Origin of the sequence: Streptosporangium sp. NPDC001681 (assembly GCF_040298085.1) — a bacterium.
GTDB lineage: Bacteria > Actinomycetota > Actinomycetes > Streptosporangiales > Streptosporangiaceae > Streptosporangium.
Window position 1 is genome coordinate 26,686 of record NZ_JBEOZN010000046.1, and the last position, 21,905, is coordinate 48,590.

General features: G+C 70.2%; 21 protein-coding genes. 9 read left to right on the forward strand and 12 right to left on the reverse strand.

Translation table 11 applies throughout. From position 1 onward, the window contains the following. Nucleotides 1-8: 8 nt before the first annotated feature. Nucleotides 9-359 carry a histidine triad nucleotide-binding protein gene (locus ABT130_RS21785; RefSeq protein ID WP_030903982.1) on the reverse strand — a complete coding sequence of 117 codons (351 nt, stop codon included), beginning with the start codon at nt 357-359 and terminating at the stop codon, nt 9-11. A 282-nt stretch (nt 360-641) separates the two neighbouring features. Here ABT130_RS21785 and ABT130_RS21790 point away from each other — a divergent pair, with 282 nt between their 5' ends. Both ABT130_RS21790 and ABT130_RS21795 read left to right on the forward strand, forming a co-directional pair. Continuing rightward, nucleotides 642-1,121 carry a SigE family RNA polymerase sigma factor gene (locus ABT130_RS21790; protein ID WP_043655278.1) on the forward strand — a complete coding sequence of 160 codons (480 nt, stop codon included), beginning with the start codon at nt 642-644 and terminating at the stop codon, nt 1,119-1,121. Next, nucleotides 1,118-1,813 carry a hypothetical protein gene (locus tag ABT130_RS21795; protein WP_350957776.1) on the forward strand — a complete coding sequence of 232 codons (696 nt, stop codon included), beginning with the start codon at nt 1,118-1,120 and terminating at the stop codon, nt 1,811-1,813. The genes ABT130_RS21790 and ABT130_RS21795 overlap by 4 nt, the downstream gene beginning before the upstream one ends. 142 nt (nt 1,814-1,955) lie before the next feature. Here ABT130_RS21795 and ABT130_RS21800 read toward each other — a convergent pair whose 3' ends face one another. Genes ABT130_RS21800 through hrcA form a run of 3 tightly spaced genes read right to left on the reverse strand, consistent with a single transcriptional unit; the run spans nt 1,956 to nt 4,888 of the window. Next, nucleotides 1,956-2,687 (reverse strand): 16S rRNA (uracil(1498)-N(3))-methyltransferase, encoded by a 732-nt coding sequence (locus ABT130_RS21800; RefSeq protein WP_350913244.1) that lies wholly within the window; start codon nt 2,685-2,687, stop codon nt 1,956-1,958. 33 nt (nt 2,688-2,720) lie between these two features. Then, nucleotides 2,721-3,860, reverse strand: coding sequence for a molecular chaperone DnaJ (dnaJ, locus tag ABT130_RS21805; protein ID WP_350957779.1), 1,140 nt, complete (start codon nt 3,858-3,860; stop codon nt 2,721-2,723). Between the two features lie 14 nt (nt 3,861-3,874). Beyond that, nucleotides 3,875-4,888 carry a heat-inducible transcriptional repressor HrcA gene (gene hrcA, locus ABT130_RS21810; protein ID WP_350913439.1) on the reverse strand — a complete coding sequence of 338 codons (1,014 nt, stop codon included), beginning with the start codon at nt 4,886-4,888 and terminating at the stop codon, nt 3,875-3,877. Nucleotides 4,889-5,071: 183 nt separating this feature from the next. Between hrcA and ABT130_RS21815 the strand changes: the two genes are divergently transcribed. From ABT130_RS21815 to ABT130_RS21825, 3 genes are read left to right on the forward strand one after another with little or no spacing between them, the layout of a single operon-like run. Then, nucleotides 5,072-5,812 (forward strand): hypothetical protein, encoded by a 741-nt coding sequence (locus tag ABT130_RS21815; protein WP_350957781.1) that lies wholly within the window; start codon nt 5,072-5,074, stop codon nt 5,810-5,812. 58 nt (nt 5,813-5,870) lie between these two features. Continuing rightward, nucleotides 5,871-6,686 (forward strand): DUF3097 domain-containing protein, encoded by an 816-nt coding sequence (locus ABT130_RS21820; protein WP_350913239.1) that lies wholly within the window; start codon nt 5,871-5,873, stop codon nt 6,684-6,686. A 24-nt stretch (nt 6,687-6,710) separates the two neighbouring features. After that, nucleotides 6,711-7,346: a DUF4870 domain-containing protein gene (locus tag ABT130_RS21825; RefSeq protein WP_350957783.1), complete on the forward strand. Its 636-nt coding sequence runs from the start codon at nt 6,711-6,713 to the stop codon at nt 7,344-7,346. 13 nt (nt 7,347-7,359) lie between these two features. Here the strand turns inward: ABT130_RS21825 and hemW are convergent, their stop codons facing one another. Further along, the gene (gene hemW, locus ABT130_RS21830; RefSeq protein ID WP_350913235.1) at nt 7,360-8,571 is read right to left on the reverse strand and encodes a radical SAM family heme chaperone HemW; all 1,212 of its coding nucleotides are present in this window, start codon (nt 8,569-8,571) and stop codon (nt 7,360-7,362) included. 185 nt (nt 8,572-8,756) lie between these two features. Between hemW and ABT130_RS21835 the strand changes: the two genes are divergently transcribed. Next, the gene (locus ABT130_RS21835; protein ID WP_350913233.1) at nt 8,757-10,034 is read left to right on the forward strand and encodes a glycoside hydrolase family 18 protein; all 1,278 of its coding nucleotides are present in this window, start codon (nt 8,757-8,759) and stop codon (nt 10,032-10,034) included. 76 nt (nt 10,035-10,110) lie between these two features. On the opposite strand, the gene ABT130_RS21840 is transcribed toward ABT130_RS21835, so the two are convergent. Next, complete coding sequence (locus tag ABT130_RS21840; protein ID WP_350957785.1) at nt 10,111-10,746, reverse strand: MOSC domain-containing protein; 636 nt, start codon at nt 10,744-10,746, stop codon at nt 10,111-10,113. 95 nt (nt 10,747-10,841) lie between these two features. Further along, the gene (gene lepA / locus ABT130_RS21845) at nt 10,842-12,680 is read right to left on the reverse strand and encodes a translation elongation factor 4 (RefSeq protein WP_350913437.1); all 1,839 of its coding nucleotides are present in this window, start codon (nt 12,678-12,680) and stop codon (nt 10,842-10,844) included. A gap of 158 nt (nt 12,681-12,838) precedes the next feature. Between lepA and ABT130_RS21850 the strand changes: the two genes are divergently transcribed. Then, nucleotides 12,839-13,756 (forward strand): glycoside hydrolase family 18 protein, encoded by a 918-nt coding sequence (locus ABT130_RS21850; RefSeq protein ID WP_350957787.1) that lies wholly within the window; start codon nt 12,839-12,841, stop codon nt 13,754-13,756. Nucleotides 13,757-13,924: 168 nt separating this feature from the next. Continuing rightward, nucleotides 13,925-14,200 carry a 30S ribosomal protein S20 gene (gene rpsT, locus ABT130_RS21855; RefSeq protein ID WP_350913227.1) on the forward strand — a complete coding sequence of 92 codons (276 nt, stop codon included), beginning with the start codon at nt 13,925-13,927 and terminating at the stop codon, nt 14,198-14,200. A 279-nt stretch (nt 14,201-14,479) separates the two neighbouring features. On the opposite strand, the gene holA is transcribed toward rpsT, so the two are convergent. Further along, entirely contained in the window at nt 14,480-15,451 is a 972-nt protein-coding gene (gene holA, locus ABT130_RS21860) for a DNA polymerase III subunit delta (RefSeq protein ID WP_350913225.1), read from the reverse strand. Between the two features lie 109 nt (nt 15,452-15,560). Here holA and ABT130_RS21865 point away from each other — a divergent pair, with 109 nt between their 5' ends. Beyond that, nucleotides 15,561-15,716 (forward strand): hypothetical protein, encoded by a 156-nt coding sequence (locus ABT130_RS21865; RefSeq protein WP_343979879.1) that lies wholly within the window; start codon nt 15,561-15,563, stop codon nt 15,714-15,716. On the opposite strand, the gene ABT130_RS21870 is transcribed toward ABT130_RS21865, so the two are convergent. From ABT130_RS21870 to hutI, 4 genes are all read right to left on the reverse strand, one after another. After that, nucleotides 15,713-18,205, reverse strand: coding sequence for a ComEC/Rec2 family competence protein (locus ABT130_RS21870; RefSeq protein WP_350957790.1), 2,493 nt, complete (start codon nt 18,203-18,205; stop codon nt 15,713-15,715). The genes ABT130_RS21865 and ABT130_RS21870 overlap by 4 nt on opposite strands. Before the next feature lie 26 nt (nt 18,206-18,231). After that, the gene (locus ABT130_RS21875; protein ID WP_350957793.1) at nt 18,232-19,209 is read right to left on the reverse strand and encodes a helix-hairpin-helix domain-containing protein; all 978 of its coding nucleotides are present in this window, start codon (nt 19,207-19,209) and stop codon (nt 18,232-18,234) included. A gap of 139 nt (nt 19,210-19,348) precedes the next feature. Continuing rightward, nucleotides 19,349-20,200 (reverse strand): DegV family protein, encoded by an 852-nt coding sequence (locus ABT130_RS21880; RefSeq protein WP_350957796.1) that lies wholly within the window; start codon nt 20,198-20,200, stop codon nt 19,349-19,351. A 58-nt stretch (nt 20,201-20,258) separates the two neighbouring features. After that, complete coding sequence (gene hutI / locus ABT130_RS21885) at nt 20,259-21,467, reverse strand: imidazolonepropionase (protein WP_343979893.1); 1,209 nt, start codon at nt 21,465-21,467, stop codon at nt 20,259-20,261. Between the last annotated feature and the right edge of the window lie 438 nt (nt 21,468-21,905).

A 21,905-nucleotide genomic window follows, 5' to 3' on the forward strand; every position in this document is an offset into this window, starting at 1 on the left:
GCCGGTTTTCAGCCGGGCGGCCACTTCAGCCCGCGCCCCCCGATCACGTGTCCATGCACGTGGAAGACGGTCTGACCGGCCTCGGGTCCGGTGTTGAACACCAGCCGGTAGCCCGATTCCGCGACTCCCTCCTGACTGGCGACCGCGTGCGCGGTCTTGAGCACGTCGTCGGCCAGCCCCTGGTCGGCGGCCGCCAGCGCCGCGGCGTCCCGATGGTGCTCCCTGGGGACCACCAGCACATGGGTCGGCGCCTGGGGGTTGACGTCGCGGAAGGCCAGCGTGCGATCGGTCTCATAGACGATCTCCGCGGGGATCTCCCCGGCCACGATCTTGCAGAACAGGCAGTCGGCTTCGCTCACCATGCAGGCACCTTACCGCCGAGGACGTTGTGAATCGGTGATGGTTCCCGTCGGCAAACAAAGATCCGCCCGGATATGGTGGTTGTGCAAAACTTCAACCAAGACAGCCTTTGCGCACAGCATCATATGGCCGCCTGGCGAGGACACGACTGGGTCATGCCCCTTAATGAACCGGAAGAGCGTAAACCCTCTGGGAAGGCCGAGCGTCCCACTGATGTGACCACCGAGACCCTCGTGGCAGACAGATCGCTCGGGGCGGCGCCCGTCGGGTGGGATGCCGACATGGCCGTTACCGCGCTCTACAGCGCGCACTATCGGTCTCTTGTCCGTCTCGCCGTACTCCTCGTTCGCGACATGGCGACCGCGGAGGAGGTCGTGCAGGACGCGTTCGTCGCCATCCACGGCGCCTGGCGTCGCCTGCGCGACACCGACAAGGCACTGGCCTACCTGCGACAGTCGGTCGTGAATCGATCACGTTCGGTGCTTCGGCACCGGGCGGTCGTCGAGAAGTACGCGCCCAAGGGCATGCCCGACGCGCCGAGCGCCGAGAACGGGGCGATCGGCGAGTTCGAGCGCTCCGCCGTCATCGAGGCGCTCCGCGGGCTGCCCGCGCGCCAGCGGGAGGCCCTGGTCCTGCGCTACTACGGAGACCTGTCCGAGGCGCAGATCGCCCACGCGATGGGCATCAGCAAAGGCGCGGTCAAGAGCCACACCGCTCGCGGCATGGCCGCCCTACGAACCTCACTGGAGCAACTGTCATGACCGACTCCCCGGATGAGTACGGCGAGCTGCTCCGCCGTGCGCTCAGCGCGGAGGCGAACTCGGTCGTTCCCTCCCCTGACGGGCTGGAGATAATTCGCGCCCGTATCGAGCGACGTGGGCTCCGCTGGCTGACGTGGTGGCGGACCGGAGCCTCCGTCGCCGGTGCGCTCCTCGTCGCGGCGACCATCGTCATGGTGGTCCCCCAGTTCCGCGAACAGGTGATCCCCCAGGTGAGCACCGGCACGGTCAACTTCACCGAGTCCACTCCCCCGCCGGACGGATCAGCCACCTCAAGGCCCCCGGCTCCGTCCCAGCCGTCGTCCGGCCCCACCCAGCTCCCCGCCGTCGGCAAGTCGGAGGCGGGCAACGGCACGCTCCCGCCGACGCCCACACCGTCCAGGAGCACGACGCCCAGCACGAGGCCGACCTCCAGGGCGACCCCGGCACCGTCGACTCCCAGGCCGACGCCGACGCCCACCTGCCCCACCCCCCTCGACGAACCGCCGGTCGACCCCAGCGGGATCTCCGAGCAGTGCGAGGAGGCCGAGGCGACCCCCACGCCGACGAAGGCGAGACCGTCGGCTCCCTCGGAGAGCCCGTGCTCGGCCAATGAGTGCGGGCCGTCCGATGACGCGTCGCCCCCGATGCCGACGGAGGCGAGCATCCCCGCGCCGACCCCGGTCAGCAGCTAGGCCCTGTCCGGCGGATCCCGGCGTGCCGAGGATCGGTCAGACGGCCTCTCCCGAGGCGGAGGAGGGAGCCGCGGCGTGCCACGGTGCCCGCTGCGGTAGGCGGAAGGCGCCGGGCGCAGGGCTCAGGACCGTCGGCCGGGGATCACCAGCGGCCGCTGCGTGCCTGGAGCACCGCCGCCGCGACGACCCCGGCCGTCGAGGTACGCAGCACCGTCGGCCCGAGCAGCGCCGGCACCGCCTTGGCCTCGCGGAAGACGGCGATCTCCTCCTGCGACACCCCGCCCTCCGGGCCGACCACCACGACGATGTCGCCGCCCGCGGGGAGCGGCAGGCCGGACAGCGGGGAGGCGGCCTCCTCGTGCAGCACGACGCCGAGCGCCGCCGCCGACAGCAGGGCGGCGACCCCGGCGGTGGAGGCGAGCTCGGTCACCTCGGGCAGGCGGAAGCGACGTGACTGCTTGCCCGCCTCACGCGCCGTGGAGCGCCAGCGGGCCAGCGCCTTGGCCGCGCGCTCGCCCTTCCACTGGGTGACACACCTGGCCGCGGCCCAGGGGACGATCACGTCCACCCCCGCCTCGGTCATCATCTCCACGGCCAGCTCGCCCCGGTCGCCCTTGGGCAGCCCCTGGACCACGACCAGACGCGGGGACGGCACGGGCACCTCGTGACGGCGCAGTACCTGGACCCGGAGCGAATCCTTGCCCGCCTCGATCACCACGCACTCGGCGACGGAGCCCGCCCCGTCCGTCAGGTCAAGCCGCTCCCCGGCCCGCAGCCGCCGTACGGCCGCCGCGTGGCGCCCTTCGGGGCCGCCGAAGACGAACTCCGGCCTGGCCAGGTCGGTGGGTTCGGCCAGGAAGACCGGAACGGTCATGAGCCGTCGGGGCGTGAGTGGGAGCGGTCCGGGTCAGCGGCCATTGAAGGCGTCCCGCAGCCGGGAGAAGAAACTCTGCTGCCCGGGGGCGAACTTGCCGGGCGGGCGCTCCTCGCCACGGAGCTTGGCGAGCTCCCTCAGCAGCTCCTCCTGTGCCGTATCGAGACGGGAGGGGGTCTCCACGTTCACGTGGATCAGCAGATCGCCACGACCGGTCTCGTTCAGGCGCTGCACACCGCGGCCATAGAGCGGGATCGTCTGCCCCGACTGCGTACCGGGACGGATGTCCAGCTCCTCGGCTCCGTCGAGCGTCTCCATGGTCAGGACGGTGCCGAGCGCGGCCGCGGTCATCGGGATCTGCACCGTGCAGTGCAGGTCGTCGCCGCGCCGCTCGAAGATCTCGTGGGGGCGCTCGACGATCTCCAGGAACAGGTCGCCGGGCGGGCCGCCACCTGGGCCGATCTCGCCCTCTCCGGCGAGCTGGATGTGGGTGCCGTCCTCCACCCCGGCCGGGATGCGGACCTTGATGGTCCGCCGGGTACGGACCCGGCCGTCGCCGGAGCACTCCTGGCAGGGGTGACGGATGATCGACCCGAAGCCGCCGCACTGGGGACAGGGCCGTGAGGTCATGACCTGGCCGAGGAAGGAGCGGGTGACCTGGGAGACCTCGCCCCGGCCATGACACATGTCACAGGTGTCGGGGTGGGTGCCTGCGGCGGCGCCCGAACCCGTGCAGACCTCGCAGACCACCGCGGTGTCGACGACCAGCTCACGGGTCGTGCCGAAGCCCGACTCGCGCAGGTCGAGCTCGACCCGGATGGTGGCGTTGCGTCCGCGACGGGCACGCGAGCGGGGGCCGCGACCGCCGCCGCCACCGGCCGCGCCGAAGAAGGCGTCCATGATGTCGCTGAACGGGAAACCGGCACCGAAGCCTCCGGCCCCCGCAGCGCCCGAGGCGAACGGGTCGGCCCCCATGTCGTACATCTGCCGCTTGCTGGAGTCGGACAGGACCTCGTAGGCCTGTGTGATCTCCTTGAAGCGCTCCTGAGTCTCGGGGTCGGGGTTGACGTCAGGATGCAGTTCGCGCGCCAGACGTCGGTACGCCTTCTTGATCTCTTCCGCACTGGCGTCACGGCGCACCCCGAGGGTGCCGTAGTAGTCGCTCTTAGCCACTTTTAGTTGACCTCTTATGATGCAGCCAGGATCTGGCTGACGTAGCGTGCCACCGCGCGCACCGCGCCCATCGTGACCGGATAGTCCATCCGCGTTGGGCCCAGCACACCTAGCCGGGCCAGTTGCTTGTCCCCAGAACCGTATCCGGCGGCGACGATCGACGTGCCCTGGAGTCCGGTGTAGGGGTTCTCCGAGCCGATCCGCACGGTCAGCGCCGACAGGTCGGAGGTCTCACCGAGCAGTCGCATGAGCACGACCTGCTCTTCCAGCGCCTCCAGCACATCGCGGAGCCCGACCGTGAAGTCGGCTCCCGCGAGGTTGGCGGCCCCAGCAAAAACGATCTTTTCATCGTGCCTGTCCACCAGGGACTCCAGCAGCACGGACAGGATCGTGGCCGCGAGCGGCCGGTCCTCGGCGGGCAGCCGCTCCGGCAGGTCGGCGACCTTGTCGGGAACGCCGGTGAGCCCGCACCCGTCGAGGGAGGTGTTGAGGATCGCTCGCAGATGGGCCACCCGCTGCTCGTCCACGACGTCGGGCAGCTCGACCACGCGCTGCTCCACCCGGCCGGTGTTGGTGATGAGCACGAACATCAGCCGGCGCTCGCTCAGCGGCACCAGCTCGACGTGCCGGACCGTCGAGTTGGTCAGCGTCGGGTACTGCACCACGGCGACCTGCCGGGTGAGCTGGGCAAGCAGCCGCACCGTTCGCATGACGACGTCGTCGATGTCCACCGCACCCGCGAGAAAGCTCTCGATGGCCTTGCGCTCCGCGCTCGACAGGGGTTTCACCTGCGAGAGCCGGTCAACGAAGAGCCGGTAGCCCTTGTCCGTGGGCACCCGGCCAGCGCTGGTGTGGGGCTGGGCGATGTAGCCCTGCTCCTCCAGCACCGCCATGTCGTTACGGATCGTCGCCGGGGACACCCCCAGACTGTGCCGATCCGCGAGAGCCTTGGAGCCCACCGGCTCGTTGGTGGACACGTAGTCCTCGACGATGGCGCGAAGCACGGCGAGCTTCCGGTCGTCGACCAACGTGGTCACCTCCCTGCCTGCGTTCAGATGGGAAACACGAGGTCTGGCACTCTGTGTTCCCGAGTGCCAAGTGTACGGCCCCCGTGCGGAAGGCGCGATAAGCAAGAGGTGCGGATGATGACGCCAAGCCATTGGCAAGTCAACTGCTATCGCGTTTCAACCGGTTCCCATCACAATTCGTACATGTCCAACGATTTTGGTTCTTTTCCGGGCGACGCCTCCCGCGGCCCCGGTTACGGCTCCCCCCAGCAGCCGTATGGCCAGCAGCCCCAGCAGAACGGCCCCTCCTACGGTTACGCACCTCCCGGCTACGGCGCCCCGCAGAGCCCGCCCCCCACCGGGAAGATCAAGCCCGGTATCGGATGGATCGTCGGGGTATGGCTGCTCGCCCTGGTCAGCATCATCGTCGGCATCGGCGGCTTCGCCGGTGGCGTGCTGGGCGCGGTCACCAGCGCGGCGCCGACGAAGACGTTCGCCCCCGGCGAAAACACGACGGTCACGCTCGACCCGGCCGACAAGCCCGCCATCTATGTCTCCACCAGTGGACCCACCAATTTCGAGTGCACGCTGACCGGCGGCACCGGCACGCCCAGCCTGCAGAAGCCGCTCGTCCAGCAGACCGTGGCGGGCTCCGACGGCGTCGTCTGGGAGATGGGCCTGCAGATCGGCGTGGAGCAGGCAGGCGACTACCAGGTCACCTGTACCGCCGATCCCGTGGAGGGCACCACGTTCGGCGTGGGCCGGGAACTCGCCGCCGGATCACTGGTCGGCGGGGTGATCGCCCTGTTCGCGGTGCCCGGCATCGGGATCCTGCTGGCCATCATCGTGACGATCGTCGTATTGGTGAAGCGGAGCAACGTCCGCAAGCGCAGGGCCGCCGCGTCGGCGGGGCAGTGGGGAGCGCCGGGACCCTACGGCAGGTGACCGTGGCGTTTGCTAGCGTCCCACGTGATCCTTTGCGAGAGACGGTGGGCGGTCGGTGATGTACGAGCGTGACGTTCTGGCGGGAGACTGGCGGCGCCCCCGCAGAGGGGGGATTCCCCAGGTTCCCGCCGAACTCGATCTGGTCGTCGAGGACGCCGACGGCGGCTTCTGCGGCGCCGTGGTGGCCTGCGACAAGGAGGCCGTCACCCTGGAGGACCGCTTCGGCCGCCGGCGGGTCTTCCCACTGGAGCCCGCCGCGTTCCTCCTGGAGGGCAAGGCGGTGACGCTCGTGCGCCCGGCCGCCGCGCCACGTGGCCCCAGGCGGAGCGCGTCGGGCTCCATCGCGGTGGAGGGCCTGCGGGCCCAGGTGGCCAGGGAGAGCCGGATATACGTGGAGGGCGTGCACGACGCCGCGCTCGTGGAGAAGGTCTGGGGCCATGACCTGAGGGTCGAGGGGGTGGTCGTGGAGTATCTGGAGGGGGTCGATCACCTGCCCGCCGTCGTCGAGGAGTTCCGACCGGGCCCTGGCCGCCGCCTGGGTGTGCTCGTCGACCACCTGGTCCCCGGTTCCAAGGAGAGCCGGATCGCCGCGCGGATCTCCTCCCCGCACGTGCTGATCGTCGGGCACCCGTTCGTGGACGTCTGGCAGGCGGTCAAGCCGCACACGCTCAAGATCTCCTCCTGGCCGTCGGTGCCGCGCGGCGTGTCCTGGAAGGAGGGCGTCATCGCCGCGCTGGGCTGGAAGACGGAACCCGGCGACGCGTGGCGCCGCATCCTCGGATCGGTTACGACATATGCCGATCTGGAGCCCGAGCTGCTCGGTCCGGTCGAAGAGCTGATCGACTTCGTCACGGTTCCCGGCGAGGATGGCTAGGCCGTCAACCCATCAGGAGGGGCCATGAACGAGAACCTTGGGGATTCGCCGGGCGAGGACCGGACGGAGCGGCGCATCGGCGATCCTCCGCCCGGCCACACGACGCCCGGATACACCATGCCAGGCCACACGACGCCTGGATACACGACGCCTGGACACACCATGCCCGGCCAGAGCGTCCCGCCGCCGGGCCAGGGCTACGGGCAGCCGGGCCAGGGCTACCCCTCCCCCCCGTACGACCCGAGCGGTCACGGCTACCAGGGATACGCCCAGTACGGCGGGTACGGCCGGCCGGTGGGTTACGGCTACCAGGCGCCGCCGGGGACCTACGGCCCGCGGCCCGGCAGTGACGACACCACCATGGCGATGCTCGCCCACCTGCTGGGCCTGCTGACCAGCTTCGTCGGCCCGCTGGTGCTCTACCTCGCCAAGAAGGACGAGTCACCCTACGTGCGGGACCAGGCCGCCGAGGCCCTCAACTTCCAGCTCACGGTGATGATCGCCTATTTCGTCTGCATGGTCCTGGCGTTCGTGCTCATCGGCTTCGTGCTGATGTTCCTCGTCTGGATCGGGTCGATCATCATGATGGTCATCGCCGCGGTGGCGGCCAACCGGGGGGAGAACCACCGCTATCCGATGAGCATCCGCTTCGTCAGCTGACCGGGGCCGGAGCTCAGGTGAGGTCGCGGACCAGGGCGTCGGCCAGCAGGCGGCCGCGCAGGGTGAGCACCGCCCGGCCCGCCTTGAACGGCTCCGTCTCCAGCAGGCCGTCGGCCAGCGCGCGGGCGACCACCCGGGGGCGGTCGAGCTCCCCGAGCGGGAAGCCCTGGGCGAGCCGCAGCTCCAGCATCAACCGCTCCACCGCCCTGTCCCCGGGCCCCAGCACCTCTCGCGCCTGGGCGGGCGAGGTGCCCGCGGCCAGTCGCCGGGCGTAGGCGGCGGGGTGCTTGACGTTCCACCAGCGGGTGCCGCCGACGTGGCTGTGCGCCCCCGGGCCGACGCCCCACCAGTCTCCGCCGGTCCAGTAGAGCAGGTTGTGCCGGCATCGCCCGGCCTCGGAGGTCGCCCAGTTGGACACCTCGTACCACTCGAACCCCGCCTCGGCCAGCATGGCGTCGGCGATCAGGTAACGGTCGGCGGCCACGTCATCGTCGGGCATCGGGAGCTCGCCCCGCCTGATCCTGGCGGCCAGCCTCGTCCCGTCCTCGACGATCAGCGAGTACGCGGAGACATGGTCGGGTCCCGCCTCGATCGCCGCGGCCAGCGAAGCACGCCAGTCGTCGTCGCTCTCCCCCGGCGTGCTGTAGATCAGGTCAAGGTTGACGTGCTCGAACCCCGCCTGCCTCGCCTCCCGTACGGCCCGCGCCGGGCGGCCGGGGGTGTGGCGACGGTCCAGCACCGCGAGCACGTGCTCACGGGCACTCTGCATCCCGAAGCTCATCCGGTTGAACCCACCCTCGCGAAGCTCCGCCAGGTAGGCGGGGTCCACCGACTCGGGGTTGGCCTCGGTGGTCACCTCGGCGCCGGGAGCGAGCCCGAACTCCTCCTCGATCGCCCCCAGGATCCGTACCAGGTCTCCGGCCGGTAGCAGGGTCGGGGTGCCCCCGCCGAAGAACACTGTCTCGACCGGGAGGCGCGCGGCGCCGAGGTTGGCCCGCGCCCGCCGCACCTCGTCGACGGCGGTGTCCGCGTAGTCCCGCTGCGCGGCGCCGGGACCGAGTTCCGAGGCCGTGTAGGTGTTGAAATCGCAGTAACCGCACCGGGTCACGCAGAAGGGCACGTGGACATAGAAGCCGAAGGGCCGCTCGCCGAGTCCGGCGAGCGCGCTCTCGGGGAGTTCGCCCGAGGCGGGTACGGGATCCCCGTCGGGAAGTGTGGATGGCACGCCCCAAGTCTGCCGCTCCCCACGCGATGCCCGGGACGTCGCCCCGGCCGTGGAACGCCCGCCGCCGGCCGTTCATCGGTCAAACCACCGCGGGCCGTTGACGGCCGGATCGCACAGGTCTACGATCCGGGAAAACTTAAAGGAAAGTTTCCTATAAGTTACTATTCCGAGCAGTGGAGAAGCCCGTGCAGAGACTCCTCCGGAACATGATCGCGGCAGCCCTCGCCGCAGGTCTCGCGGCGGTGGCCTTACCGGCCCCGGCCCAGGCCCAGACCCCCTCAGGAAACGGTGACCGCTTCAAGCGGGTCGCCTACTTCATCCAGTGGGGCGTCTACGGCCGCGACTACCACGTCAAGGACATGGAGAGCAGCGGCGCCGCCGCCAAGCTGACTCACATCAACTACGCCTTCGGCTTCGTCAACGCCGAGGGTGACTGCTACTCCGCCGACCCGTGGGCCGACTGGCAACGCCCGGTGGCCGCCGAGCAGAGCGTGGACGGCGTCGGCGACGCCGAGGGCCAGGCGCTGAACGGCAACCTGAACCAGCTGAAGAAGCTCAAGGCCAAGCATCCCGGCCTCAAGACGCTGATCTCCCTCGGCGGCTGGACCGGCTCGAAGTACTTCTCCGACGCGGTGCTGACCCCCTCCGGACGCGCCAGGCTGGCCTCCTCCTGCATCGACCTGTGGCTCAGGGGCAACCTGCCCGGCACCGCCCCCGGCACCGGAGCGGGCGTGTTCGACGGCATCGACCTCGACTGGGAGTGGCCGGGCTCCTCAGGCAACGAGGGCAACGTCATCCGTCCCGAGGACAAGCGGAACTTCACCCTGTTCGTCACCGAACTGCGCCGCCAGATGAACGAGTTCGACCGGCGCACCGAGCTGACCGCCTTCCTGCCCGCCGCCGCCGCGAAGATCGACGCGGGCTTCGAGGTCCGCGACGTCTTCAAGCAGCTCACCTTCGCCACGGTCCAGGGCTATGACCTGCACGGCTCGTGGGAGAACGTCACCGGCCACAACGGCAACCTGTTCAACGACCGGCGCGACCCCAACCCGGTGAAGTACAGCGTGGACCAGACGGTCCGCGACTACCTCACGCGTGGCGCCCCGGCCAAGAAGATCGTGGTGGGCGTGCCCGCGTACGGTCAGGGCTGGACCGGCGTCACCGGCGGCAGGAACGGCCTGTACGGCACCGCCACCGGTCCCGCGCCGGGCACCTTCGCCGCCGGCAGCGAGGACTACAAGATCCTGGTGAACAAGCCGGGCAAGCGCTACCGCGACCTGCTGACCGGAACCGTGTGGCTCTACGACGGCAACGAGTTCTGGTCCTACGACGACCCGGCCTCGCTGGCCCAGAAGGCGGCCTACATCCGCCTGAAGGGTCTCGGCGGCTCGATGATGTGGTCCATCGACCAGGACGACACCTCGGCGTCGCTCACCTCGGCACTTTACAGAATCCTGCGCTGAGCGACCCTCTCATACCGGGCGGGGCCGCAGAATCTGGGTCACCTGCGGTCCCGCCCGCACGTTCGTCCCCGGACGCCTAACCGCGCTCGCGGCCCAGCACCCGCTCGGCGACCCTGTTCCACCTCTCCGGGTGGCCCGGGTGGGCGAGCAGGCGGCGCAGCAGGTCTCTGTCACCGTGGTAGGCGCGGAAGGACTCGGTGACCGTGACGCTGCCCTCGGGGCGCGAGACGATCTCGACGGTGTCGCCCCGGCCCAGCTCGCCCGGCTCGACCACCCGCAGGTAGGCGCCGACCCGCCCGGCCCGGGTGAAGCTCTTGAGCCAGCCCTGCTCCCCGATCCAGCTGCGGAACACCGAGCACGGCACCCTCGGTCCGGTCACCTCGGCCAGAACCGTGCCCATCCGCCAGCGCTCCCCGATCTTGGCCCCGTTGACGTCGAGCCCCGCTGTCGTGAGGTTCTCCCCGAACATGCCGTCGCGCAGCTCCCGGCCCAGCTCGGCCTGCCACCAGTCATAGTCCTCCCGCGCGTAGGCGTAGAGCGCCTGATCGGAAGAGCCGTGGTGCTCCAGGTCGGCCCTCTCGTCCTGGGCCAGACCGCTCTCCGAGGCCCCGACCCGGCCGTCCACGGGGGTCTTGTCTATCGCGGTGCGCTTGAGACGACCGGCCCACTCCGCGTCGACCGCGCGACCCACGTTCACCGAGACAATGTGCATGACCGGACGGTACCGGAGCCCTCGATCGGGAGGCGAACCGATATCCACCGCTAGTCCATGCCCGGTTCCAAGCCTGGCCGGGCCCTCGGCGTCCTTTACTTCTTGGACTTGTCCGCGGAGGACTCGGTGGACAGCGCGGCGACGAACGCCTCCTGGGGCACCTCGACGCGGCCGACCATCTTCATCCGCTTCTTGCCCTCCTTCTGCTTCTCCAGCAGCTTGCGCTTGCGGGAGATGTCGCCGCCGTAGCACTTGGCGAGGACGTCCTTGCGGATGGCGCGGATGTTCTCACGGGCGATGACCCGGGCGCCGATGGCCGCCTGGATCGGCACCTCGAACTGCTGCCTGGGGATGAGCTCGCGCAGTTTCTTGGCCATCTCGACGCCGTAGGCGTAGGACTTCTCCCGGTGAACGATGGCGCTGAAGGCGTCCACGGCCTCACCCTGGAGCAGGATGTCGACCTTGACCAGGTCCGACTCCTGCTCGCCCGAGGGCTCGTAGTCCAGCGAGGCGTAGCCGCGCGTACGGGACTTGAGCTGGTCGAAGAAGTCGAAGATGATCTCGCCGAGCGGCATCGTGTAGCGGATCTCGACGCGATCCTCGGACAGGTAGTCCATGCCCTGCAGGTTGCCCCGGCGGTTCTGGCAGAGCTCCATGATGGCGCCGATGAACTCCGACGGGACGAGCACCGTCGACTTCACCATCGGCTCGAAGACCTTGTCCACCTTGCCGGTGGGGAACTCCGAGGGGTTGGTGACGACGACCTCCTTACCGTCCTCCATGATCACTCGATAGACCACGTTGGGCGCGGTGGAGATGAGCGAGAGGTTGAACTCGCGCTCCAGCCGCTCGCGGACGATCTCCATGTGGAGCAGGCCGAGGAAGCCGCAGCGGAAGCCGAAGCCCAGGGCGGCGGAGGTCTCCGGCTCGTAGACCAGGGCCGCGTCGTTGAGCTGGAGCTTGTCCAGCGCCTCGCGGAGCTCGGGATAGTCGTCACCGTCGATGGGATACAGACCCGAGAAGACCATGGGCTTGGGGTGCTGGTATCCGCTGAGCGCCTCGGCGGCCGACCTCGACACGGAGGTCACCGTGTCACCGACCCGCGACTGGCGGACGTCCTTCACACCGGTGATCAGGTAGCCCACCTCACCGACGCCCAGCCCCTGGTCGGCGATCTTCGGTTCGGGCGAGATGACGCCGATCTCCAGCGTCTCGTGGGCCGCGCCGGTGGACATCATCAGGATGCGCTCACGCTTGCCCAGGTGCCCGTCCATGACCCGGACGTACGTGATCACGCCTCGGTAGGTGTCGTAGACCGAGTCGAAGATCAGCGCGCGGGCGGGCGCGTCGGCGTCGCCGACCGGGGCCGGGATGTTCTCGACCACGTGGTCCAGGAGCTCGCGAACGCCCACACCGGTCTTGCCGGAGACCCTCAGCACGTCCTCCGGATCGCAGCCGATGAGGTGAGCGATCTCCGCGGCGTACTTCTCCGGCTGGGCGGCGGGCAGATCGATCTTGTTGAGCACCGGGATGATCGTCATGTCGTTGTTCATGGCCAGGTAGAGGTTGGCCAGGGTCTGCGCCTCGATCCCCTGTGCGGCGTCGACCAGCAGGATCGCGCCCTCACACGCCTGGAGCGACCGGGAGACCTCATAGGTGAAGTCGACGTGCCCGGGAGTGTCGATCATGTTGAGGACGTAGTCGGTCTCGCCGACCTTCCATGGCAGCCTGACCGCCTGCGACTTGATCGTGATGCCGCGCTCGCGCTCGATGTCCATCCGATCGAGATACTGGGCGCGCATGGAACGGTCGTCGACCACTCCGGTGATCTGCAGCATGCGGTCGGCTAGCGTCGACTTGCCATGGTCGATATGCGCGATGATGCAGAAGTTGCGAAGCACCGCGGGGTCGGTCTGGCCAGGCTGAATGCGCACCGGGGTCCGTTTCAACAGATTGATGACGATCACACGACTGGCATGCCAGCCGCCTTCCATGGTGACATGTCCGGGTGATTGCCCGGACCAGAGCACGACTCGGCCTGCGTTTTCTCGCTGTGGTGGCGGCCCTGCTCCTTGCGCTTCCAGGGTTGGCCGTGGCCACCCTCACCCTGCAGTTTACCGGGACGCCCGCCCCGTGGGCGAAGACGACCGGCCACGACGCCCTGTGGCTCGGCCACGCATGGGTCGACGGCAGGAAGACCCACGACGACGTGCGAACGCTCGCCACCAGGCTCCGCAAGACCGGTATCAAGGACGTCTATCTCCACTCGGGCCCGTTCGACCACGACGGGACGTTGCCCATCGAGAGATATCCCAGGGCCGTCGACCTTCTGAAGTGGTGGCGCGAGGAGTTGCCGAAGGTCAGGATCTCGGCCTGGCTCGGCCAGAAGGTCGACGGCACCCTGGACCTCGACGACGCGGCCTCCAGGCAGCGTGTGCTGGACGGGGCGCGCGCGATCATGGCGCTCGGCTTCGACGGCGTGCACTACAACTTCGAGCCGATCGGCGACGGCGACACCGAGTTCCTCGACCTGCTGACTCGGACCCGCGCGATCGTGGGCGACGGTCTGCTCTCCACCTCGACCCCGCAGATCGAGCCGTTCCCGCTCACCCGCCCGGCCGTACGCGCCGTCCTCGGCCACGACAAGTACTGGTCGCCCGACTACTTCCGCCAGGTGGCGAAGCTTACCGACCAGGTAGCGATCATGACCTACGACTCGTATCTCCCCTTCCCCTCCGTATACGGCGGCTACGTCGTGCGGCAGAGCACGCTGGCGCTGGAACTCGTCCCCGAGGAGAAGACGGTGCTGATCGGCGCCCCGGCCTACCACGACCACGGCGTCTCCTGGGCCGACGAGGCCGAGAGCGTCGAGAAGGCGGCCAGGGGCGCCCGGCTGGCGCTGACCTCGTACGGCAAACCCCGTGAGCGGTTCGGGCTGGCGATCTACGTCGACTTCGCCGCCACCAAGGAGGACTGGGCCGAGTACGACAAGTTCTGGTTCAAGCCGTGAGGATTACGGTCCGAGCGATCAAAATCACACGCTAAACTGATCAGGCATCCCTCTGCCCGGCCTGTCGATTTGAGCGACGACCTCGGCAGTTGGTAGCCTAGTCAACTGCGTGTGGCGCGCCCTCTCTGCCCGCGCGCCCCATCCAACGACATTCACCGAGGCTTCTTCGTGGCGAACATCAAGTCCCAGATCAAGCGCAACCGGCAGAACGAGAAGGCCCGGCTGCGTAACAAGGCTGTCAAGTCTTCCCTGAAGACGGCCATCCGCAAGTTCCGCGAGGCCGCCGACCAGGGTGACGTCGAGCAGGCCGCTGTGCTCCAGCGCGCCGCCGCCCGCCAGCTGGACAAGGCTGCCAGCAAGGGCGTCATCCACAAGAACCAGGCCGCCAACCGCAAGTCGGCGATCGCCCAGCGCGCCGCCGCCCTGTCGACGGCCACCAAGTAGTTTCAGGTTTCGCGGACGCCGCCTCCCTCACGGGGTGCGGCGTTCTTGCGTTTCATCCGCCCGTGACGCTTGGCGCATCGAGTTTCTCGCCCCTGGTGGCCTCGTGACGCGTCGCCGACGGCACGCCTCGCGGGCCGGGGCGGCGTGATGCCGAGCGTGTCCCCGCCCGGCTGGCCCCGTTTTCCGCACCTGCCGCATCGTTGCAGATCAGCAGCCATATCTGATCCGGCGCAGCGGGTGATCACCCCAGGTCGATCGGGGTCATGTGCGGAATGCAGGCTAGCGTCCGGTGCGGCTGGCGACCACGGTCTGGACCATGTGCTCCAGCGCGTACGCGGGGTCGGCGCCGCCGCCCTTCACCTGAGCGTCGGCGGTGGCGACGGCCTGGATCGCGCGGGCGAGGCCCTCGGGCCCCCAGCCGTTCAGCTGCCGCTGGACCCGTTCGATCTTCCAGGGCGGCATGCCGAGCCGGCCGGCGAGTTGACCGCCCCTCAGGTTGCGGGGAGCACCGCCCACCTTCGCCAGCGAGCGCAGGCCCCCGGCGAGCGCGCTGACCAGCAGAACCGGTGCCGTACCGGTCGCCAGGGCCCAGCGCAGTTGCTCCAGGGCGTCGCCCAGGCGCCCCTCGACTGCCGAGTCGGCCACGGTGAACCCGCTGACCTCGGCCCTGCCCCGGTGGTAGCGCGCCACGGCGGCCTCGTCGATCGCCTTGCCGGGGGTGTCGAAGGCGAGCTGGCTGCAGGCGGCGGCGAGCTCGCGCAGGTCGTTGCCCACGGCGTCGAGGAGCGCGGCGGCGGCGTCCGCCCCGATGGTGCGCCCGGCCCGTTTCAGCTCCGCCTTGACGAACGCCAGCCGCTCGGCCGGTTTGGTCACCTTGGTGACCGAGACCACCTGTGCCCCGGTTTTCTTGACCCCGTCGACCAGTGCCTTCCCCTTGACGCCCCCCGGATGGACGAGGATCAGCACGGTCTCCTCGGCCGGGTGAGCCGCATAGGAGACGACTTCGGCGATGACGTCCTTGCCGAGGTCCTGGGCCGAGCGGACGACCACCACGGACCTGTCGCCGAACAGCGAGGGCGACGTCAGACGGGTGAGCTCCCCGAGCTCCATCTTCGCACCGGGGAGATCGTGCACCTCGGCGGTCGGATCGGCCGCCCTGGCCGCCGAGGTCACCTCGCTCACCGCGCGGTCGGCCAGCAGTTCCTCGTCGCCGAGTATCAGGATCACGGGTGCCGGATCGGTTGCCGCCATGCCGAGCAGCATGCCACGTCCCGGTGGCGGAAGGGGCATCGGCAAGTCGTTCGCAATTGGAATGCAGGTGCCGTGAGGCACCCTGGGAACATCACAGGAGGTGAAAACCATGACGAACTCCACCATTCGCCGCCACGCCTGCCCGCGCTGCGGAACATCCCTCGACGAGGGCCCGATCATGTACCGCTGCGCGCGCTGCAGCCGGTCGGTCTACGCCGCCGACGTGGACACCGAGTTCCGCCGCCCGGCCAAGGTCACGTCCTAGCCCCGCACCGGAGCCCCTCCGGCCGGAGCGTTCCTCTGGGGGATGACGGACAGGACTCCCCCACTGTCCACCACGGCGAGGTCCCCCGACAGGTCCGTCCGGTGGACGCGCACACCGAGCCGGTACAGCGTGGCCAGGGTCGACGGGGCGGGATGGCCGTAGTCGTTGTCCGCCCCCACGCTGATGAGGGCGGCACGAGCACCGATGGCGGCGAAGAAGGCCGGGTCGTACCTGCTGGATCCGTGGTGCGGAACCTTGAGGATCTCGGCGGGCGGCAGGCCCCTGCGGAGCAGCTCCGCCTGAGCCTCGGTCTCGATGTCGCCGCTGAGCAGAGCCGACCCCGCGGCCCAGCGAACATGTACCACGACGCTGGCGTTGTTGACGGCCGCTCCCTTCCCCGCGCCGATCAGGGACGCCTCGGCCACCGGGCCGATGACCGTCAGCTCGGAGGGCCCGAACCGCCAGCTCGCCCCCGGACTCGCCGCCCACTCGACCACACGGCGGCGGGCGAGATCCTCGCTCAGCCTCACCTCCTCGTGCTCCCCGGCATCGCCTCCGGCGCCGCGCGGGGTCACCAGCACCGCTCCCACCGCACGCCCGCGGAAGACACCGTCGAGCCCTCCCACATGGTCGAGGTGCGGATGGGTGAGGATGACCAGTGGCACCTCCCCGATTCCCATGGAACGCAGACAGCGGTCCACTCGGACGGGATCGGGCCCCGCGTCCACCACCACGGCTCGCCCAGGCCCTGCCGCGACCAGCAACGCGTCTCCCTGGCCGACATCGCAGGCCACCAGCAACCATCCGCGAGGCGGCCAGCGAGTCACGATCGGCGCGGCCACCGTCACGGCGAGAACCAGGCCGACGACGGTCGCCAGGGCGATCAGGCGTGTCCCCCGGTGCCGCAGTACCAGCACGGCGAGCGGGACGGCAGCGGCCAGCAGGAGCAGCCCGGTGACACCGCCCGGCCACGGGAGCACACCCAACGGGAGCCCCGCGGTGTGCCCGGCCACCTCGATGATCCATCCGGTGGCCAGCCCCGCCGGCCGGACCAGCAGCTGAGCGAGCCCCATGTGCAGGGGGGCGACCAGCGCCGCCACGAAGCCGAGCAGGGTGGCCGGGGCCACGGCCGGGCCCGCGAGCAGGTTGGCCGGGATCGCCACCGGTGCGAGCTGCCCGGACATGAGGACCAGGACGGGGGTGACGGCGGCCTGGGCCGCGGCGGCCACGGCGATCGCCTCCGCCGCCCAGCGGGGCATTCGGGTCGAGAGCCGGTCGCGCCAGCGCGGTGCGAGGACCAGAATGCCCGCGGTGGCGAAGACCGACAGGGCGAAGCCGTAGGAGCGGGCGAGGTCGGGGACAAAGAAGATCAGCCCCAGAACCGTCGCCGACAGAGCCGCGACGCCGTCGCGCGAGCGGCCCGTGCCGAGTGCCACGGCGGCGACCCCGCCCATCAGGAGAGCCCTGAGCACACTGGGCGAGGGCCGGGCGACGATCGAGAAGGCGACCATGGCCGAGATCGCCAGCACCGCCCGCGCGGCGAGTGGCAGACCGGCCATCCTGGCCATCGCGACCGCCGCACCGGCCACGACGGCGAGATTCGCGCCGGAGACGGCGAGCAGGTGGCTGAGACCGGCCGCCTTGAAGTCGGCTCTGACCTGGTCGTCCATCCGGGACACGTCACCGACCACCAGGCCGGGCAGCAGCCCGCGCTGCGCCGGCGGCAACACCTCGGCCGCCTTCCTCAGCCCCGATCTGAGCACCCCGGCCGCCCGTTGCTCCCAGGAGGGCCCGCTCAGGACTCGCGGTGCCCCCCTGACCAGCACCACCGCCGCGAGCAGCTCACCGGGGTCCGCCGGGCCGAAGCGCCCGCTGACCTCGACCCGCTGGCTGGGCAGCAGCGAGCGCCACTCCGCGCCGGAGACGAAAAGCAGCACCGGAGCCCGCAGCGTCACCCTGTCCGCTCCCGTCCCGACCGACTCGACCCGGGCGGGCACCACGAAGCTCTCCCGTCGGAACAGCCCACCACGCCGGGCCACCTCCCGGGGGTCGTCGGTCACCACCGCCTCCGCCACCGCCGAGGCGTGCCTTCCGGCCAGCTCGGCGACCGGTCCCGTACCGGCGGCGTGCACCCGGAAGGCCACCGACCCGGCCACCGCGGCCGTGCACCCCAGGACCGCGATCACCGCGTTACGCCAGCCCGCCGTCCTCCCTGTCCGGACCGGAACAGCCACGGCCAGGGCACCCACGGCCGTGAGACCGGCCACCACGGCACCCGTCGCCGCAGGACAGCCCAGCAGGACGAGGGCGGTCACCCACGATGCCGCCGCGGGCAGGAGCAGATGCGCGGCGTGCGCGCCCCACCCCTTTCCGGAACTCCTGGAACCGCTGGCCTTCCCGGGAGCACCGGAACCATCAGAGCTCTCGGTATCCCCGGTGCCCCTGGTATCCCCGGCGCGCCCGACCTCGACGGCCGGGCCGGCTCGCATCGCGACCACCCTCCCCGACCGGCGGATCACACGCGGACCTTGTCGCGCATCTCGGCATACTTACGGTCGCCGATGCCGCTCACGTCGCGGAGTTGCTCAACGGCGCGGAAGCCGCCATGGGCGGCGCGGTACTCGGTGATGCGCCGGGCGAGCACCTCGCCCACGCCCGGTAGCCGCTCCAGTTGCTCAGCCGTGGCCGTGTTGAGGTCGACGACGGCGGTGGCGGGGTCGGCCGGATCCACCGAGGCGGGTGCCGCCGCGACGGCGGGGCCGGCCGAGCCGACGACGATCTGCTCGCCGTCGACGAGCCTGCGCGCGAGGTTGAGAGAACCCGTGGCGGCTGCCCCGCGAACGCCCCCGGCCGCCTGGACCGCGTCGGCGACCCGGGAACCTCCGGGCAACGTGATCACCCCGGGGCGGCGGACCTTGCCGGTCACGTGAACTGTCAGCTCGGTGGCCGGCGCGGGCCGAGACCGTGCGGCGTTGACAGGCTCCGACAGCGGAGCCCCGGCGATCGGTGCCGGCGGGGCCAGCGGCTCGGGCTCCGGCTGGGACCTCCAGGCATACACGCCGCCGGCGACGGCGGCCGTCAGGGCGACGAGCAGCAGGAGGCGCAACCCCGGCCTGCCCGGACCGAGAGCCTGTCCCTGTGCGGCCACGACCTTGCGCAGTGCCTCGAAGGCCGGGGGAGGCGGCATGGAACGCATGCGCGCGGCGGGACCGTCGAGGGAGACGGCATCCTGCGGCCGGCCCTGCCCACCGGACCACGCATCCCCAGCCGAACAGGGCAGACCGGCCCCGGCCTCCCCATGAGAGAGCGGATCTCCCGGATCGGCGGGGCCTACCGGCCGGAACGGCGAGAACCGATCGTTGGGCGGCGGCAGGGCGAGCAGGTCGGTCGACCTGCGAGGGAGGGGCACGGCGGTAGGTGAGCCACGCCCTGTCAGGATCCGCAGCCGCGACTCGGCTCGGAGCCGCTCGATGTTCTGGCCTGTGGTCCGCACCCGCAGGACGCTACGGCGGCGGCACCGGGAACATCCTCGCCGAACTCCGTTCTGTGGATATCCGGCCGACCGTACGGCCAGGCTGTGGACGGCGATCCGGCGGACGGGCGCCCGGACCGGGCATGCGCGCCCACGGGTGTCAGGAGGGCGGGAAGGAGACGGTGATGCCGAGCATCCCGGGGCCGACGTGGGCGCCGATGACCGAACCGACCTCGACGACTGTGACCTCGACGAGTGCGGGGATGCGCCGGGGCAGGCGCGCCGCCAGCGCCTCGGCACGGGCCGCGGCGCCGAGATGCTGGACGGCGACCTCCACCGGGGCGGTGCCCGCGGCCTCGACCGCGAGATCCTCGAGACGGGCGATGGCCCGGCTCGCCGTACGGACCTTCTCCAGCGGAACGATCGCGCCGTCACGGATGTGCAGGATCGGTTTGATCATCAGTGCCGAGCCGAGGAGGGTCGCCGCCGCGCCGATCCGGCCTCCCCGGCGCAGGTATTCCAGGGTGTCGACATAGAAGAAGCTGCGGATCGACTCCGCACGGCGGCGGGCGGCATCCGCCACCTCCGTCCGGGTCGCGCCCGCGGCGGCGGCACCCGCGGCGGCGAGGACGGGGAATCCCAGGCCCATCGCGATGGACCTGCTGTCGATGACGTCGACCGGAACCGGTGAATCCTCGGCTCCCGCGCGGGCGGCCTCGACCGTGCCGGACATCTCCGCCGACAGGTGGATGGAGACGATGCCGGTCGCGCCTTGGGCCGCCGCCTGGTCGTAGGCGTCCGCGAAACGCCGCGGAGCGGGCCTGGAGGTCGTCACCGGAGCCCGCTCCCCGAGCGCGTCGTCCACGCTCGCGCCGTCGAGCCGCGCCATGTCGTCGAGCGACCTGCCTCCCACGATCACCTGGAGCGGTACCACGATGATTCCCAGGCGGGAGACCTGCTCTCGCGGAAGGTAGGCGGTGGAGTCGGTGACGACGGCGACCGATGGCGACATGTCCAGAGATTACTCGGGGAAGATCAGACGAAGAAGGCCGGAGACACGGACGTTGGACCTACTGGACGGGGGTGCCGCCACGCCAGACCCGGCGGGGCTTGAGGCCGAAGGCCCAGGCGAAGGCGCCCTCGTGGTCGGCGTCCCACTGGACGATGTCGGCCAGGCGACCTGGGGCGAGAACACCGCGGTCGGAAGCCCCGAGGACCGTGGCACCGCCGAGGGTGGCGGCGCGAAGGGCGTCGCCGACGCTCATGCCGAAGGCCGCCACCGCGAGGCTGATGACCAGTGACATCGAGGTGATGCCGCAGTGGCCCGGGTTGTGATCGCTGCCGAGGGCCACGGTGACCCCCTGGGCGAGCATCCGGCGGACGGGAGGCAGGCTGCCACGCTGGAGGGCGGTTCCCGGGCAGACCACGGCGGGGACTCCGTAGCGGGCCAGGATCGCGATGTCCTCGTCGGTGGTGTGGTGGAGCAGGTCGGCGGAGGCGCAGCCGAGCTCGGCGGCGAGCTGGACGGCGCCCCGGCGGGTGTACGCACCGGCGTGCACGCGGGGCTGCAGGCCGACGTTGCGCCCGGAGGCCAGGACCCAGCGGGCCTCCTCCGCGGTGAAGTGACCCTCGTCGCAGTAGACGTCGACGCTGTCGGCTCCCGCCGCCGCGGCGTCGGCGCACCAGGAGCCCACGGCCTCGACGTAGTCGCGCTGGCGGCCGAAGTACTCGGGCGGGACGACGTGCGCGGCCATGAAGGTCACGTGCACCCGCGGCATCATCGGCTCCTTCTCCAGCTCGCGCAGGAGCCGCACGTCGGCGAGTTCGCCGTCGCGGGTGAGGTGGTAGCCGGTCTTGGCCTCGATGGTGGTGGTGCCGCTGAGCAGCCAGTCTCGGAGCCGCTCACGGACACCGTTGCAGAGCGTCCAGGGATCGGTGCCCCGGGTGACCGTCACGGTGGAACCGATGCCGCCGCCCGCCGCGGTGATCGCGGAGGGGGTGGAACCACCGGAGCGCATCGCCATCTCGGCGTAGCGGTTGCCCGCGTAGACCGGATGGGTGTGCGCGTCGATCAGGCCGGGGGTGACCAGCGCGCCGCCCAGGTTCTCGACGTGGTCGACGTCGACGATGTCGTCGACGACGCCGGGCACGCTCTGCGGTAGATCCGCGGCCCGGCCGACCCAGGCGATCCTGTCGTTGTGGACAAGGATCGCCGCGTTGCTGAACACATCGTTTCCGGTCCAGAGCCGGCCGATGTTGGTCAGAAGGCGGACCGTCATCGCATCACCGCCTTGTGTTCAGGGGAAGACGCTTGGAGGAGGAGGACCACACCCGGACGGGACGAGTCGCCCCTGACACTGCCGGGCACCGTGCCCTTCAAGCCCGCTGTGACTCCGGACGGCATCGGGGGTCTCCTGCTCTCATCCGCGTATCTGTTGTGCGGCGACAGTATCGCCGGGATCATGATCGGGCGATTTCAGTTCAGTTACGTTATTTCACAAGTCAGCCCGCTGTACAGGCTAATTGGGAAGAACGCCGCCTCACCGCGACCGCACCTCGCCCGCCGGCTCGACGATCACGCGTGGCGTTGAGCACCTTTCCACAGCTCAGACTACTTCTTCATCGTCCGTAACAGTAGTCACCAGAGCAACTTGCGTCATAACATCTCGCTAGATTTGCCTTATGGTAGCAATCTAAACCCCGGCCGACCACTGCGG